The sequence below is a fragment of the Microbacterium dauci genome, assembly GCF_030065535.1.
Lineage (GTDB): Bacteria > Actinomycetota > Actinomycetes > Actinomycetales > Microbacteriaceae > Microbacterium > Microbacterium dauci.
On sequence record NZ_JASJND010000002.1, the window covers coordinates 77,617 to 93,136 of the forward strand.

A 15,520-nucleotide genomic window follows, 5' to 3' on the forward strand; every position below is an offset into this window, starting at 1 on the left:
CGTGGAGGGAGGGGGTGACCCGCAGGCGGGCCACCCCCGGGGGGATCAGCCGACGATGCCCTCGAGCTCCGTCTGGAGCGCGGCGAGAGCTTCCTCGGGATCGGTGTCACCGGTCACGGCCTCGTAGACCGCATCCTGGATCGCTGCGGTCACGGCGCCGTACTGCACGACCTTCGGGCGGGGCTGGCCCGTCTCCACGGCCGTCAGCAGGGTAGGCAGGTACGGCAGGCGCTCGGTCACGGCCGCATCCTCGAACAGCGCGGAGTACACCGGGGCACGCGAGCTGAGGTCGAGGCGGGCGCGCTCCTGCTCTTCGCTGACGAAGAAGCGGATGAACTCCAGGGCCGTCTCCTTGTTCTCCGCGTAGCTGGAGATGGCGAGGTTGCGACCACCGAGCGTCGAGACGCCGGGGCCGTCCAGGCCCGGGATCGGCGACACGCTGAACTTGCCCGACACCGAGCTGGAGCCGTCGGCGGCGTTCAGCGCGTTGTAGATGTACGGCCAGTTGCGCAGGAACACCAGGCTGCCCGACTGGAAGGCCTCGCGGCCCTGCTCCTCCTGGAAGGTGATCGCATCGCGCGGAATGGTGCCGTCGGCGTAGCCGTCGGCGAGCCACTCGAGAGCGGTGAGCGCCTCGGGGGTGTCGACGTCGGGCTGGCCGTCGGCGGTGAACAGCGAACCGCCCGCGGACGCGACGGCCTCGCTGAAGTTCACGGTGAGGCCCTCATTGCGGTCGAGCTGACCGGCGTAGCACGACATGCCGGCGGCTTCGGGAAGGGCCAGCACCGCGTCGCACGCGGCCTGCAGCTCCTCCCAGGTCTCCGGCGCCTCGACGCCGGCGGCCTGGAGAAGGTCGGAGCGCGAGTACAGCAGCGCGCCGTCGGTGTAGTACGGGGCGGCGAAGAGCGTGTCGGCGTAGGTCGCCGCATCCACCGTCGCCGGGATCATCTCGTCGACGGGCAGGTCGTCTTCGGGGAGCGCGGTGATCCAGCGGTTCGCGGCGAACTCCGACGTCCAGACGACGTCGAGGTTCAGCACCGTGTAGGCGTCGGACTCGATCTGAGCGTTCTGCACCATCTGCTGGCGCTGCTGGTCGGCGTCCAGGGGGAGCTCGATCCACTCGACCTGCTCGTCGGGGTGTTCGGCGTTCCAGGCGTCGATGGTCTCCTGCGCGGCGCCGGAGGCGTCGGGGCTGGAGACGTAGGTGATCGGACCGCGGCCGGTGAGTTCGGCTTCGGCGGGCGCGGCGGTGTCGCCGCCGTCGCCGCCGGAGCAGGCGGCGAGGGCGATCATCGAACCGATCGCGAGGGTGGCGGCTGCGACAGTGCGGCCGTGGCGTCGCTGGATCATGGGAGATTCCTCTTTCTTGATGGGGCGGGAGAAGGTGCGGAGGCGGTGCTGCCGCGCTCGATGAGGCGGTGCTCGAAGATGCGCGAGCGCCAGGTGCCGTCGAGCAGGCCGAAGACGGCCTGCTCGCCCATGCGCTCCAGCGGCTGCGCGACGGTGCTGAGCGCGGGGTGCACGTGCTGCGACGTGCGGGTGTTGTCGAAGCCGAGCACCGAGACGTCCTCGGGAACGCGACGGCCACGGCGCTGCAGCTCGTTGATGGCGGCGGCGCCCATCTCGTCGCTGAGCGCGAAGACGGCCGACAGGCGCGGAGCCCGTTCGAGCAGGCGCCCGAGGGCGGGGGGAGCGCTGTCGTAGAGCGAGTTGCCGCGCTCGACGAGGGTCGGCGCATCCGCCTCTGCCATGGCGTGCTGATAGCCGCGCTCGCGCGGGGCGTTCACGAGCATCGAGCTCTCGTCACCCGCGAGCAGGCCGATCTCGCGGTGGCCGAGCTCCAGCAGGCGCCGCGTGCCGTCATATGCGGCCTGCTCGTCGTCGATCGCGAGGCTCGGGAAGACGTCGCCGTTGCGGATGGCCACGGCCATCAGCGGCAGCCGGGCGCCGGCGATGCGACGCATGTCGCCGGTGATCGCGGAGGAGATCACCACGACGCCGGCAGCGCGATAGGTCTTGAAGCTGCGCAGGTAGCTCGGCGCGTGCTCGGCGCCGAGACCGGCGCGACCGAGCATCACGGTGTAGCCGCGCGAGCGCGCGGCGCTTTCGATGCCGCTCATCACCTGCGAGGCGAGGGCATCGGAGACGGCGGTGGCCAGCACGCCGATCACGGCGCTCTGCATCGTGCGCAGACCGCGCGCGAGAGTGTCGGGCTCGTATCCGAGTTCTGCGACGGCTGCCTCGACCCGCTCGCGCGTGTCGGCGCTGAAGCCGGGCACGCCGTTGATGACGCGAGAGACCGTCGCCGGAGAGACGCCGACGTGGCGTGCGACGTCGCGGATGGTCGCCATCGTCCCTTCCCGTCCTTGGGTCTGCCCGAGGCGGTGCGGCTGCGCGCTGCCTCGTGTCCTCACGCGTGCCCCGAGGGCACGCAAAGGTTTACGTCGCATGACGCTACGGAACGTGCCGAGGTCGCGCAAACGTTTACGAAACGTCCTCGGCGAGCCCCCGGAGCGCGGCTCGGCTCGGTCGGCCGCGCGCGACGCCGACCCGTGCTCGGCCGATACCCCTTCCAGGGTGGCGAGGAGCGAGATCAGTTACGACGGGCAGCGGTATCCCGCTCGTCCGCGCCGGCTGTGCCCGCGCGATCAGATGCGCGTGGGATCCTTGCGTCGGCTCGCCTCCGACCCCCGCAAGGCGAACGGCACGAACCCGTCGATGTGGCGCAACCCGTACGCCCGCCCCGATGCGCGGCGCGCGATCGAGACGACCGACGTCTGGTTCACGGCGTACCCGAGTGAACATCGTCCCGACCACCTCCGCTGGTCGAACAGTCTCACGAATCCTCGCGGATGACCGGGTTCGGGTTCTCTCTTTCACCGGCTCCACGGAAGTCGGGCGAATTCTGCTCGCGGAGGCGGCGAGGACGGTCGTTCGCCCGGCGATGGAGCTCGGAGGCAACGCGCCGTTCGTGGTCCTCGATGACGCGAACCTCGCCGACGCGCTCAACGGGGCCATGGTCCACGTAGAATCTGTCGCGTAGGCGCTCCAGCAGTACCGAATGCTCCCCTCGCCGTCCGCTCTTGCCTCGCACCCGGCGGGACCAGATTGGGACCCCAAAACCCCCTGAGAGTCCCAGATTGAGCCCGCGTGCCTCCGCACCGGCCAGTAGACTCAACCCATGAAACCCGCGAAATCTCGCGGTTTCCTGCCCTTGCAGGGTGGGGGAGTCGAGGCCCAGACGACTTTCAGTTGTTCTTGGTTCGGGTTCAGGTGCCCCAGCAAGGTGAAAACCCCCGCTCCGGCGGGGGTTTTGCGTTGTCCAAGAGTCGCGTGACGGATTCGGCGCAGTGCGGGAAGATGGCCCCATGGGCCTCTTCACGCAACGACCCGAAGATCCGACCGAGTGGGCCGGGCTGCCCGGTGAGCCGCTCCGTCGGCAGGGCGCGGCATCCCACCTCGACGCGGATGACCGGTGGCGCCCCGAGCTCGTCGGTGATGCACCCGCGGGCGTGACGTCGATCGAGATCTTGATGCCGCAGCATCCGGAGACTGTCGGGACGGATGCCGCGGGAGCAGACGGAGACGGCGACTGACCGTCAGCGCATCGCCTCGCCGATGTAGGAGTACTTGACGAAGACGTCGCTCGCCCAGCCGGCCTCCTCGAGGACGCCCTGGACGGCGCTCAGCATGTATTTCGAGTCCCACCCCATGTAGAGGTACTGGCCGGGCGCGAGCTCGTCCCACTGCCCGTTCCACGCCTTGGCCGGATAGACCGGCCCGCCGCGCCGCGCGCTGAAGTCGACGACGCTCTCGCGGGAGTCGTTCCAGAGCCGCTTGAAGATGCGGTTGAAGAGGTACTTGACGTCCGGCACCTCCCAGTGCTCGCCGCGGTACTCGACGTAGTCGAACTCCCGCTGCCAGCCGCGCGGCCAGCCGCGACGCTTCCTGGCGTCCAGGACGGGCGTGAGGTTGTCGTCGTCGATGCCGACGATCGCCGGACGGCGCCACGTCTGCATGAACCGGGCGGTGAGGTCTTCGGTCCGGGCGGAGATGGTGGCGGTGCCCCAGGTGTCGGTCGCTGCGAGTTCGCGAGTCAGGGCGACGTCGCTGCGGCCGAAGACGGCGCGCTTCGCGGGGAAGGGCGCGTCGAACGCCTGCTCGGCGAGCGCGGGCTCGAGGAGCGTCAGGTTGCCGAGCGTCTGCGCGAGTGCACGGTGGGCGTTCTGCTCGTCGTCGGTGTAGTCGCCCCACCGCCGTTCGCCGTCGCCGGTCCAATCGTCGGCGGGCGTTGCGGGGAGGACGTGATCGACGTCGAGCTCATCGTCGAGCGAGACGCCCGCGAGCTTCGCGAGCACGTAGGGGGCGTGGGGGAGTTCCCCGTAGCGGAGGCCGACGCGGGTGCGCTCGTCCGACGGGGTGATGCGCGCGATCGCCAGGCGGAGGGCATCGCGACCTTCGTCGGCGGCGCGGCAGAAGCGTGCGACGAGTCGGTCGGTCGGCATCCCGATGACTGTGCGGCGTAGGAGGAGCGACTCGACGTCGTCGAGCGAGGCGGAGAAGTCGTCGGCCGAGATCTCGCCGTCGCGGAGGTCGCGGGAGAGCCGCATCGCGAGGGGGTACATGCCGCGCCCGAGCACGTTGAGTGCGGCGAAGTGCGCGCCGACCGCGGCATCCGGTGCTTCAGACGGCATGAGCAGCGTGCGATAGATCTCCGCGAGCTCGCGCCACTGCGCGGCATGCTCGCGGAGCGTGGCCAGCCCGAGCCGGGGGAACTCGTGGCGGAAGGCGTCGTAGACACCGCGTTCGCCCTCGACCAGCACCTCGCGGCCGGTGAGCATGACGAGGTAGTCGCGCCAGAACGCGCCGATCTGCTCGCCCGTGCAGGCTTCGATCGGGAGCCAGTACTCGGTCTCGATCTCGCGCTGTTCGGCGTGCGAGAGCCCCATCAGCACGTAGTTGTGGATGAGCTCGTGGTCGCGGAGCGGTTCACCGGTCGAGTTCAGGCTCTCGAATGTCTGCTGTGCATTGGCATCCTGCCCGAGCGAGATCGAGACGTGCTCGAGCTTGCGGAGGCCATGCCAGATGGATGCCGCCTCGTCGGGGCGGATCTGGCTGCGGAAGAACGCGTAGTTGTCGTCGAACCGCGATTCGCGGAGCGCGCCGTCCGCCGCAGAGCGACCGCGGATCACGTCCTCGAACACCTCCGCCCACGCCTCGTGCGGGCGAAGCTTCGTGCGGGTCGGATCGTCATGGCGCAGGAGCACCCGCTCGAGCTCGACGGCGAGTTCGGGGTCGTCGTCGCGAAGGGTGTGGTGGAGCGCTGCGATGAGGAGCATCAGCGTTGTGATGCGCTGCTGGCCGTCGATGAGGACGAGGTGCGCGTCGTCCGCCGCGGAGGTGCTCGCCGTCGACAGGATCGATCCGATGAAGTGGGTGTCGGATGCGGCGCTCTCCGCGACGGCCCGGATGTCGCCGAGCAGCTGCTCGCACCCGCCGATGTCCCAGCGGTACTGCCGCTGGTAGACGGGGACAACGATGGTCGTTTCGGGGGCGGACAACCAACCGATCGTGTTGACGGCGGTGGCTTCGACGTTCGTGGCAGTGCTCATGTTCTCCGGATCGTTCCCTCGCAGCGCCATCGATCCTATCGGCCGCAGGTTTTCACGGCCCGGTGCCAGGACAGCCGGAGGAGCGCTTTGTAGGCTTGCCTCAGTCGGGCCTGTAAAAACTTCGCTCGCCCGACGGAAAGGTTGATCCGCATGGGTTACATCAAGAGCGCTGCACTCGAGGAGACCGGCTACGTCGTCCTCGACAGCTATGGCAAGGAGATCGATCCGCAGGAGTGGCTCTCGATCGAGTACGTCGACTGGAAGTCGTCCGGTGACACCCGGTTCGCGCCCCTGGCATCCGCCAAGGGCGAGATCGAGTGCAACGGGTTCTGGAACCACCAGCCGCCGCGCACCGACAAGGACGGGGTCTGGATCCCCGAACAGACCGCGAAGGCGCCCACGCTCACCGAGCGCGCCCTCGAGCCCGGCTCCAACGTGGGACGCTGCCGCATCATCGAGCTGCAGCCGAACACGTACGCCGACTGCCTGTACAACCTGCACCAGGACGACAACAACCGCCTGAACCCCGACGGGACCGGCTGGGTGGTGCGGAGTTTCTTCAACCTCACCGACGACAAGGACAGCTTCTTCGTCCTGCGTGAGAACCGCACCGACCCGAGCGAGGAGACCCGCATCGCGCTGCCCGCCGGCGCACAGCTGGTCATCGACACGCAGCGCCTTTGGCACGCCGCGTACCACCCGGGTGACGAGCCCCGGTACTGCCTCATCACGTCGTGGGAGTCGGGCCCCGAGCTCGACGCCTACATCGAGAAGTACAACGGCGTGAACAAGGTCGAGAGCGTGCCGCTCGACCAGGAGACCATCGACGCCGCGCAGGCCGAGCAGGAGCGTCGCATCGAAGCTCGCCGCGCCGCGCTCGCGGCACGTGGTCAGCGCGAGGTCCTCGCGATGAGCGAGGCCTGAGCCTCACCCGCGCACGACGACGCCCCCGGCCGATCGCGGCCGGGGGCGTCGTCGTTTCTTCACGCGGTGGCGAGGCGCCGCTTGTGCGCGATCCGGTGGCACATCCACAGGACGATCGCGATCATTCCGACGATCACCGCACCGAACAGCCAGGGGAGCAGCGTCGGGGTGAGGCTCGACGTGCCTGCGGCCAGCTCGCCGGTACCGTCGGCCAACTGGGCGTTGCCGTCGCTCAGCGATCCCGAACCTTCGGCGAGCGTCGACGCCCCGTCCGAGAGCGTCGTCGTGCCGGTGGCGAGTTCCCCCGCACCGGCCGAGAGGTCGGAGAGCCCGGCCGACAGGTCACCCGCCCCCGTCGCGAGCTTCGTCGTCCCGGTCGCGAGCGAGTCCGCGCCCTCGGCGAGGGTGCCGGCACCCGTTGCGAGGTTGTGCGCGCCCGAATGCAGCCGCAGCGAACCGTCGGACAGGCGCTGCGTCCCGGCCTGGATCGTCCAGAGACCGTCGCGAAGGTCGCCCGCCTTTCCTGCGAGCCGCGCACCGCCCGCGACGAGCGCGTCGGTCTTCCGGTCGAGGGTGTCGAGGCCGGTGGACAGTTCGCCGGCGCCGGCGGAGATACGGCTGACACCGGCGGCGAGCTCGCCGGACTTCGTCGCCGCGGTGTCCAGGCCGGCCGCGAGTTCACCGGACTTCGTCGCCGCCGTCGAGAGACCGCCGGCGAGCTCACCGGACTTGGTCGCCAGCGTGTCGAGGCCTGCGGAGAGGTCGCTCGCGCCGGTGGAGACCGCGCCGACGCCCGCGGCGAGGGAGGAGGCGCCGTTCGCGAGCGAAGTCACGTTCGTCGTCACGCTGCTGAGCGCGCCGTGGAGGGACGCAACGCCCCCGCTGACGGTGCCCGCGCTGGTGGCCAGATCGTCGGCGCCGGCAGCGAGCCCTTCGAGCTGCACTTTGAGGGCCGGGTCGGCGACCGTCGCCGCGAGCGCGGTCAGGTTCGTCGCGAGGTTGTCTGCGCCGGCGGCGACCGCGCTGGCGCCGCCGGGAAGGGCTGCTGTGGAGCTGACCGCTCCGACAGCGGCATCCCGCAGCGACGCCGCACCCGCGCTGAGGTTCGCGGCGCCGGTGGCGGCGGTGGCGGCGCCGGCCTTCAGCGATGCGCCGCCGCTCGCGGCCGAGCCGAGGCCTGCGGCCAGCTGACCTGCGCCGGATGCTGCGGTGCCGATGCCGCTGGCGAGCTGGCCGGCCCCGTTGGACGCCGTGCCGAGGCCCGCTGACAGCTGCGCTGCGCCGTCACCGGCCGCGGCAGCGCCGTCTGCGAGCGTCGCCGCGCCGGCGTCGAGGCGCTGGATGCCGTCCTTCGCGGCGTCGATGCCGTCCGAGACGTCGGCGGCGCCGTCGGCCAGGAGCGTCGAGCCGGTGGCCGCTTCGGTCGCGCCGGTACGGAGCTTCGCGGCGCCGTCACGGTTCGCGGTCGTCCCATCGGCGAGGGTGACGGCGCCCGCGGCGAGCGTCCCGGCACCGGTCGCGAGCGACCCGGCTCCGTCGGCCGCACTGTCGGCGCCGTTCGCCAGGGCTGACGCGCCGGTGGCTGCCGTGGCAGCACCCTCCTCCAACGAGGCGGCGCCGTCGGACACCTTTCCGGCGCCGGTGGCGAGTTCGTCTGCGCCGCTCGCGAGCTGCTGCGACCCGCTTCGTGCGAGAGCGGCGCCCTCGTCGAGGCGGCCCGCGCCGTCGGTGAGCTTCGCGATGGTGAGGAGTGAGAAGGTCGTGATCGCGACGAGCAGCAGCGCGAGGACGCCGACCATCACCTTCATTCCCAGTCCGTGCTGATGGATGTGCGATCTCGTCATCGAGGGCTCCCGCATGGTGCGCACCGGCAGCGTCGCCGGCGAGGTGGTGATCGGGCGGGGGTCCGCCTCCTCGGGTACTCGAGGGTCGGGTGAGCGTGTCATCGTCGACGCGCTCCGCTCACGAGCTGATCGACGGTAACAGCAGGCATGCCGTGCGTCACGACACGACGCGAGAGTCTGACGGCTGGCACCAAGTGTCAGCCTGCTGGTGCTGAGTCCCATTGTGGACGTCCTCCAAGCAGGCCCCGCAGCGCCCGCGACAACCGTTGCGGTCCTGTTGTTATGTGTTGTAATGTGTGGTCTGTTCAAGGAGGACCACATGTACGCAACGGAGCGGCAGCAGCTCATCGAGCAGCTCATCGCGACCGACGGTCGCGTGTCGGTCCCCGATCTCGCTGATCGTTTCAGCGTGACCACCGAGACTGTGCGCCGTGATCTGGCCGCTCTTGAGGCCGCAGGCGTCGTGCGTCGTGTGCACGGCGGGGCCGTGAGCCGATCCCGTGCCAGCACCCTCGAGCCCTCGCTCGCGGAGCGTGCGTCGCAGCACGGACCCGCGAAGGACGCGATCGCGGCTGCCGCAGTCTCGCTACTCGGGCAGGAGCTCGATGGAGCGGTGTATCTCGATGCGGGTTCGACGACCGCCGCCATCGCGAGGCTGCTTGCGACCGACGGTCGCCCACGCGCGGGGATCGAGGTCGTCACCCATGCCATGACGGTCGCGCAGACGCTCGCGGGCATCCCCGGCGTCGGACTGTCCGTGATCGGTGGACGCGTGCGCGGCCTGACCGCTGCCGCCGTCGGAGCACACACGGTCGACGCGATCGGGCGACTCCGACCTGACATCGCCTTCATCGGGGCCAACGGGCTCTCGGTCGGTTTCGGTCTCAGCACACCCGACCCCGACGAGGCTGCGGTCAAGCGCGCGATCGTGGCCGCGGCCCGCCGTGTCGTCGTCGTGGCCGATGCCGACAAGTTCGACGCCGAATTGCTCGTGTCGTTCGCGCAGCTCGACGCCGTCGACGTGCTCATCACCGATCTTCCCCCGCAGGGTGCGCTCGCGCTCGCGCTCGCGGACGCCGACGTGGAGGTCGTCGTCGCATGATCGTCACGTTCACCGCCAATCCATCGCTCGACCGCACGGTGTCGCTCGCCGAGCCGCTCCGGACGGGCGAGGTGCAGCACGCGCTCGGCGCTCGCGAGGACGCCGGCGGCAAGGGCATCAACGTCGCGCGAGTGCTCGCCGCGGCCGGAGCGGAGACACTCGCGGTCCTCCCACTCGATCCGGGCGACCCCTTCGGTGCACTGCTGACGAACGCCGGGGTCGCACACCACGGCGTGCCACTCGCGGGTGTTGTGCGGGCCAACCTCACGATCGCCGACGCCGACGGCGTCACCACGAAGCTGAATCTTCCGGGAACCGTGCGAACCGACGCGGATGCCGCAGCCATCACCGCAGCCGTGGTCGAGGCGGCCGCGGGAGCCACCTGGCTCGTGCTCGCCGGCTCGCTCGCACCGGGGCTGCCCGACGGTTTCTACGTCGAGGTCATCCGCGCCGTGCGGTCACGCTGGGGGACCGCCTCGCCGGCGATCGCCGTCGACACCTCAGGCCCCGCATTGGCGGCGGTCGTTGCGGACGGGCGCCCCGACCTCATCAAACCGAACGACGACGAACTCGCGAGCCTCGTCGGTGCTGCGCTCGACACCTCGTTGCCGCTCCCCGAAGCGGTCCTTGCCGTCGCGCGCCGTCTCGTCCCCACTCGTGTGGGTGCTGCGCTGGTGACCCTTGGAGCCGACGGTGCAGTCCTCGTCACCGCCGACGGCGCATGGCACGGGACACCGCCGCCGACCCGCGTACGGAGCACCGTCGGCGCCGGTGACAGCTCGCTCGCGGGGTACTTGCTCGCAGCGATCGCCGGAGAGACGCCCGCCGACGCACTGCGGAGCGGCATCCGATACGGGTCCGCCGCCGCGGCACTGGACGGCACCGTCGCGCCGACTCCCGAAGACCTGCCGACCGGCGATGTGCCGGTCGTCCCCCTCGAAACACCGAACACCACCACGACCACCGGAGGTCACCGTGACTGACATCATCACTGCGGAGCTCGTCAGCATCGACGAACCGCTCGGCGCCGACAAGCGCGCCGTCATCGAGGCGCTCGCCCAGCGCATCGCCACGCAGGGTCGGGCGAATGACGCCGCGGCCCTCGCAGCCGACGCCTGGGCCCGCGAAGAGCTCGACGAGACCGGCCTTCCCGGCGGGATCGCGATCCCGCACGCGAAGAGTGCCGCCGTGACGCAGGCGTCGCTCGCGTTCGCCCGCCTCGTGCCGGGCGTGGACTTCGGCGCCACCGATGGTCCGGCAGACCTCGTCTTCTTGATCGCGGCGCCCGACACGGCCGCCGAGGAGCACCTGGCGGTGCTGTCGCGTCTCGCTCGCAGCCTCATGCGCGAGGACTTCACCGCCGGTCTCCGCGCGGCGACGAACGCCGACGAGGTGCTCGCGATCGTCCGCGGCGCCATCGTCGATGAGCCAGCGACGACGGATGCCGCTCCGGCGACCCGCCGTGAAGCCGCCGCCGCCGCGGCATCGACGACCTCGACCGAGGCCCGTCCGGTCCGTATCGTCGCCGTCACCGCGTGCGCCACCGGCATCGCCCACACCTTCATGGCCGCAGACGCCCTCACCGCCGCGGGCGCCGCGGCCGGCGTCGACCTCGTCGTCGAGCCGCAGGGTTCGAGCGGCTACAAGGCCATCGACCAGGCCATCATCGACGACGCCGATGCGGTGATCTTCGCCGTGGACGTCGACGTGCGCGAGCAGCAGCGCTTCGCGGGGAAGCCGGTCGTCCGCTCGGGCGTGAAGCGCGGCATCGAGCAGCCCGCCCAGCTCATCGCCGAGGCGACCGCCGCGGCATCCGATCCGAAGGCCACTCGGGTGAGCGGCACCGCGGCTGTCGCGTCTGCAGAAGCGGCTGCGCGCCCGTCGCTCGGTGGCAGCGTCAAGCGGGCGCTTCTCACCGGCGTCAGCTACATGATCCCGTTCGTCGCCGGTGGTGGTCTGCTGATCGCGCTCGGCTTCCTGCTCGGTGGCTACAACGTCACGGACAACGCGCAGAACGTCGTCCTCGGCAACTCGCTGTGGAACCTTCCCACCGAGAACATCACCTCGCCGATGGGTCCGCTGGGCCAGTACCTCGGCTCGGTCGCGTTCATCATCGGTAACGCCTCGATGGCGTTCCTCGTCCCCGCCCTCGCCGGGTACATCGCGTACGGCCTCGCCGACCGCCCTGGCATCGCGCCCGGTTTCGTCGCCGGTTCGGTGGCCGGGCTCATGGGCGCCGGCTTCATCGGCGGCATCGTCGGCGGTCTCCTCGCCGGCCTTGCCGGATGGTGGCTGAACAGCCTTGACACCCCGCGCTGGCTTCGTGGACTTATGCCGGTCGTGATCATCCCGCTGCTCGCCTCGATCTTCGCGTCGGGCCTCATGCTGCTCGTCCTCGGTGGGCCGATCGCCTGGCTCATGACCGTGCTCACGACCTGGCTGAGCGGCCTGACGGGCGCCGGGGTCATCATCCTCGGTGTCGTGCTCGGCCTCATGATGTGCTTCGACCTGGGTGGACCCATCAACAAGGTCGCCTACGGCTTCGCGACCGCGAACCTGGCGGCGGGCATCGCCGGCGACGACCGCTACCTCCAGATCATGGCCGCGGTCATGGCCGCGGGTATGGTGCCGCCGCTCGCGATGGCGCTCGCCTCGACCGTGCTCGGGCGGAAGCTCTTCACCGGTGCGGAGCGTGAGAACGGCAAGGCGGCGTGGCTCCTCGGCGCAGCGTTCATCTCCGAGGGCGCGATCCCGTTTGCCGCAGCCGACGTGTTCCGTGTGATCCCGGCCGCAATGGTCGGCGGCGCAGTGACGGGTGCACTATCGATGTTCTTCGCGGTGACCGCGAAGGCCCCGCACGGCGGTGTGTTCGTCTTCTTCGCGATCGAGAACTTCTGGCTCTGGGCGCTGTCCATCGCGGTCGGCACCATCGTCAGCGCCGTGCTCGTCGTCGTCCTGAAGCGCTTCGCTCGCCGTACCCCGGTCGCCGAGATCCCGGCGGCCGCCGTCACCGTCTGACCTTTTCGGGCAGACTTGAACCCAAGGCGACCTCGCGGCCGCATCGCGATCCCGCGTCGTCGCAGCACACCCCTAGGAGGAACCCCATGGCCGAACGGACCGCAACCGTCGCGAGCAGCTCCGGACTGCACGCCCGTCCCGCGAAGCTCTTCGTGCAGGCAGTGAAGGAGACGGGCATCCCTGTCACCATCGCGGTCCCCGGTGGCCCCGACCTCAACGCCGGCAGCATCCTGACCCTCATGGGTCTGGGCGCCACCAAGGGCACGGTCGTCACCATCAAGGCCGAGGGCGAGGGCGCCGATGCTGCGCTCGACGGGCTCGTCGCCTTCCTCGAGACCGACCACGACGCCTGATCGCACGGTCGACCGAATGACGGATGCCGCGGGGTGAACCCCCGCGGCATCCGTCGTTGTGCGTCGAGTACAGCTCAGGCGTCGACGGACTCCGTCGCCTCGAGGTCGAGGAACTCGCCGCCGCCCTGCTCGGTCGCCCAGCGAAGTCGGGACCGGTGCATGTCGAGGCCGATCCGGGAGAGCGTCATGTCGTGGGTGCCGAACGCGCGCGCGGGGCGGACGGCGAGTACGAAGTCCATCGCCTCGCCGATCTTCAACCACGGCGCCCCAACGGGCGCGGCGAGCAGGGCGACATCCCGGTCGCCGGGCACCGCGTAGGAGTCACCCGGGTAGTACAGCGTCTCGTTCACCAGCACGCCGACGTTCTCGATGGTGGGGATCGACGCGTGGATCACATTGTGGGTGCCGCCGAAGAACTCGAGCCGGAACGGGCCGACCTCGATCGCCTCGCCGGGCGCCACGACGGTGATGTCGAACTCGGATGCCGCGGCGGCAACCCCGGCCGGCCCGAAGATCGGCGTGCCGGGAGCGGCGGCGAGCAGCTGCTCGAGGTGCTTCGGCGTCCAGTGGTCGGGGTGCTCGTGCGTGAGGACGACGGCCGCCAGCTCGGAGAGATCGTCGAGGGGGAGGGTGAACCCGCCGGGATCGATGATGAGGGTCTTCCCGCCGGTCTCCAGACGCAAGCAGGCATGTTCGTGCTTCGTGACGCGCATGCGTTCAGTCAACCGAGGTGACCTCTCCCGGGCAAGCGACGCGCCCGGACGCACGAAAGCGGCGCCCGATTTTGTTTCTCCATCGACGCCGTGGCATACTTTTACGGTTGCCTCCGGAGCCCGGGGGTCAGCGAAAAAGTACGGCCCCATCGTATAGCGGCCTAGTACGCCGCCCTCTCACGGCGGTAACGCGGGTTCGAATCCCGCTGGGGTCACCAACACGAAACCCCCGACCATCACGGTCGGGGGTTTCGTCGTTTCAGGGCTGAGCGTCCCTCACTCGACCTCGGCCGACGCGCTGTCCACGTGACTGCGGCGACGCCGAACTGCACGCACGATCACGGTGACCAGCACCACGGCGATGCCGATCGCAACCAGCCATGGGAGCAGGAACCCGAGTCCGATGACGATGCCGTTCACCGTCGCGACGAGGGTGTTCCAGCCGGCACCGAGACCGTCGCCGAACCCGGTCGGGTCAGCGGCGACGACGGGTGCGGGCTCGGTGAGCCAGACGGTGAGGCTCGACAGGGCGACCTGGTCGTCGAGCACGGCGAGCTGCCCGCGCAGCGAGTCGAGCTCGGCCTGGCGTTCGGCGAGAGCGTCTTCGGCCGTCAGGAGATCCGCCGTCGACGCGGCATCCGCCATCAGTTCGCGGAGCCGGTCCACCGACGCCTCGAGCGCGGCGACGCGTGCCCGCAAGTCGACGACCTCCGTCGTGACGTCGGCGCGATGGATCTCCGACGAGCGCACCTCGCCGATGCTCGCGAGCGCGGTGGTCACCTCGGTCAGCTGAGCTGCCGGGACGCGCACAGTGATCCACGCGTCGCCGCCGTACGGTTCCATCGCCATGTCACCGGCGGACTCGTCGGCGATTCCCTCCGCGCGTTGCAGGCTGAGCGACTCGACATATCCGCCGGCATCGGTTGCGAGTGCCGTGATGCGATCGGATGCCGCGGCGGCATCCGTCGTCTCCAGCGTGACGGACGCCGTGGCGATCACCTCGCGCCCTGCTGACTCCTCTTCGGCGGGCGCCTCGGCTCCGCCTGCGGACCCCTCGTACACGCTCGCGCCTTCATCGCCCGTGGACAGGTCGCCGTCGGCCGGACCGGACATCTCCTGGCCCACCGCGGGCTCCGCCGCGCTGTCTGCCGCGCCGGTCGAGGACCCGCCGAGCCCCAACCCACCGCTGAGTGCCGGACCGATCACCGCGGCGACGACGATGATCGCGGCGGCGGCTCCGGCACCGAGCCACGCGCGACGGCGGCGAGTCCGACGTGCGGTGCCCTGCTGCGCGGCGTCGTGCCGGATGCGGGTGAAGAGCTCGCGCTCGATCGCGTCGAGTCGCGCGGCACTGAGCTCAGGGAGCTCGAGCTGATCGGTGTTCATGTTCCCTCCGGTTCGACGACCGCGCGGAGGCGGGTGCGGATGCGGGAGAGACGATTCCGGACGACGGCGTGTGAGACGCCGAGTTGCTCGGCGGCGGCCTGGTAGGCGTACCCCTCCGTCGCGCAGAGCCGGAACACCTCCTGGTCGAGACTCGACAGCGTGCCGAGCTCGTCGACGATCCGGTCTGCGAGCGCCTGCGTGATGACCTGTTCCTCGACATCGACGGTCGAGGGGAGCGCCTCGTCCAGGGCGGCCGCGGTGTGGGTTCGGTCGCGTCGCTGCCGTCGGATCCGGTTCGCGCTCTGGAACCTGCAGATCGTCACCAGCCAGGGGAGGAGCGACTCACTGACGAGGTCGAGCGAGCCGATCTTGCGCCACGCTGCCAGGAAGGTCTCCTGCATGACGTCCTCCGCATCCGCCGTGTTGCCGACGAGGCCGTGCGCGATCCAGTAGACCGGCCGCGCGTAGGCGCGGAAGATCTCGCGGAATGCCGTTTCGCTGCCGCCGGCAGCGGCAGCGACCAGTTCCGCGTCGGTGCGTTCGACCGCATCGCCCATCGGGTCCTCAA

The 15,520-nt window shown here is 70.3% G+C and carries 15 protein-coding genes and 1 tRNA gene; 9 read left to right on the plus strand and 7 right to left on the minus strand.

Annotated elements, in window-relative coordinates:
- Window positions 1–45: 45 nt before the first annotated feature.
- Both QNI14_RS03895 and QNI14_RS03900 read right to left on the minus strand, forming a co-directional pair.
- The gene (locus QNI14_RS03895; protein ID WP_283715000.1) at window positions 46–1,350 is read right to left on the minus strand and encodes an ABC transporter substrate-binding protein; all 1,305 of its coding nucleotides are present in this window, start codon (window positions 1,348–1,350) and stop codon (window positions 46–48) included.
- Entirely contained in the window at window positions 1,347–2,351 is a 1,005-nt protein-coding gene (locus tag QNI14_RS03900) for a LacI family DNA-binding transcriptional regulator (RefSeq protein ID WP_283715001.1), read from the minus strand. Before QNI14_RS03900 ends, QNI14_RS03895 begins: the two co-directional genes overlap by 4 nt.
- A 307-nt stretch (window positions 2,352–2,658) precedes the next feature.
- Here QNI14_RS03900 and QNI14_RS03905 point away from each other — a divergent pair, with 307 nt between their 5' ends.
- The 3 genes from QNI14_RS03905 to QNI14_RS03915 all read left to right on the plus strand — a co-directional run bounded on the left by QNI14_RS03905 (window position 2,659) and on the right by QNI14_RS03915 (window position 3,596).
- Window positions 2,659–2,856 carry a hypothetical protein gene (locus QNI14_RS03905; protein WP_283715181.1) on the plus strand — a complete coding sequence of 66 codons (198 nt, stop codon included), beginning with the start codon at window positions 2,659–2,661 and terminating at the stop codon, window positions 2,854–2,856.
- Window positions 2,798–3,043, plus strand: a complete 246-nt coding sequence (locus QNI14_RS03910; RefSeq protein WP_347177826.1) for an aldehyde dehydrogenase family protein — start codon at window positions 2,798–2,800, stop codon at window positions 3,041–3,043. The genes QNI14_RS03905 and QNI14_RS03910 overlap by 59 nt, the downstream gene beginning before the upstream one ends.
- 325 nt (window positions 3,044–3,368) lie before the next feature.
- Window positions 3,369–3,596, plus strand: coding sequence for a hypothetical protein (locus tag QNI14_RS03915; RefSeq protein ID WP_283714996.1), 228 nt, complete (start codon window positions 3,369–3,371; stop codon window positions 3,594–3,596).
- 3 nt (window positions 3,597–3,599) lie between these two features.
- On the opposite strand, the gene QNI14_RS03920 is transcribed toward QNI14_RS03915, so the two are convergent.
- Entirely contained in the window at window positions 3,600–5,612 is a 2,013-nt protein-coding gene (locus QNI14_RS03920) for a DUF262 domain-containing protein (RefSeq protein WP_283715003.1), read from the minus strand.
- Window positions 5,613–5,762: 150 nt separating this feature from the next.
- Here QNI14_RS03920 and QNI14_RS03925 point away from each other — a divergent pair, with 150 nt between their 5' ends.
- Window positions 5,763–6,536, plus strand: a complete 774-nt coding sequence (locus QNI14_RS03925) for a hypothetical protein (protein WP_283715004.1) — start codon at window positions 5,763–5,765, stop codon at window positions 6,534–6,536.
- Window positions 6,537–6,595: 59 nt separating this feature from the next.
- On the opposite strand, the gene QNI14_RS03930 is transcribed toward QNI14_RS03925, so the two are convergent.
- Window positions 6,596–8,380 carry a beta strand repeat-containing protein gene (locus tag QNI14_RS03930; RefSeq protein WP_283715005.1) on the minus strand — a complete coding sequence of 595 codons (1,785 nt, stop codon included), beginning with the start codon at window positions 8,378–8,380 and terminating at the stop codon, window positions 6,596–6,598.
- 319 nt (window positions 8,381–8,699) lie between these two features.
- On the opposite strand from QNI14_RS03930, the gene QNI14_RS03935 reads away from it, so the two are divergent.
- The 4 genes from QNI14_RS03935 (at window position 8,700) to QNI14_RS03950 (ending at window position 12,853) form a co-directional block, all read left to right on the plus strand.
- Window positions 8,700–9,482, plus strand: coding sequence for a DeoR/GlpR family DNA-binding transcription regulator (locus tag QNI14_RS03935; RefSeq protein ID WP_283715008.1), 783 nt, complete (start codon window positions 8,700–8,702; stop codon window positions 9,480–9,482).
- Window positions 9,479–10,465, plus strand: a complete 987-nt coding sequence (locus QNI14_RS03940) for a 1-phosphofructokinase family hexose kinase (protein ID WP_283715010.1) — start codon at window positions 9,479–9,481, stop codon at window positions 10,463–10,465. Before QNI14_RS03935 ends, QNI14_RS03940 begins: the two co-directional genes overlap by 4 nt.
- On the plus strand, window positions 10,458–12,500 hold the full coding sequence (locus QNI14_RS03945) for a PTS fructose transporter subunit IIABC (protein WP_283715012.1): 2,043 nt from the start codon (window positions 10,458–10,460) through the stop codon (window positions 12,498–12,500). Before QNI14_RS03940 ends, QNI14_RS03945 begins: the two co-directional genes overlap by 8 nt.
- 86 nt (window positions 12,501–12,586) lie before the next feature.
- A complete protein-coding gene (locus QNI14_RS03950) occupies window positions 12,587–12,853 on the plus strand; it encodes an HPr family phosphocarrier protein (RefSeq protein ID WP_283715013.1) in 267 nt (88 codons plus the stop codon).
- A 74-nt stretch (window positions 12,854–12,927) separates the two neighbouring features.
- Here the strand turns inward: QNI14_RS03950 and QNI14_RS03955 are convergent, their stop codons facing one another.
- Window positions 12,928–13,566, minus strand: coding sequence for an MBL fold metallo-hydrolase (locus QNI14_RS03955; protein WP_283715014.1), 639 nt, complete (start codon window positions 13,564–13,566; stop codon window positions 12,928–12,930).
- A 142-nt stretch (window positions 13,567–13,708) separates the two neighbouring features.
- On the opposite strand from QNI14_RS03955, the gene QNI14_RS03960 reads away from it, so the two are divergent.
- Window positions 13,709–13,784: transfer RNA gene (locus QNI14_RS03960), tRNA-Glu, on the plus strand.
- 58 nt (window positions 13,785–13,842) lie between these two features.
- On the opposite strand, the gene QNI14_RS03965 is transcribed toward QNI14_RS03960, so the two are convergent.
- Complete coding sequence (locus QNI14_RS03965; protein ID WP_283715015.1) at window positions 13,843–14,952, minus strand: DUF4349 domain-containing protein; 1,110 nt, start codon at window positions 14,950–14,952, stop codon at window positions 13,843–13,845.
- Entirely contained in the window at window positions 14,949–15,509 is a 561-nt protein-coding gene (locus QNI14_RS03970; protein ID WP_283715016.1) for an RNA polymerase sigma factor, read from the minus strand. Before QNI14_RS03970 ends, QNI14_RS03965 begins: the two co-directional genes overlap by 4 nt.
- Window positions 15,510–15,520: the final 11 nt, after the last annotated feature.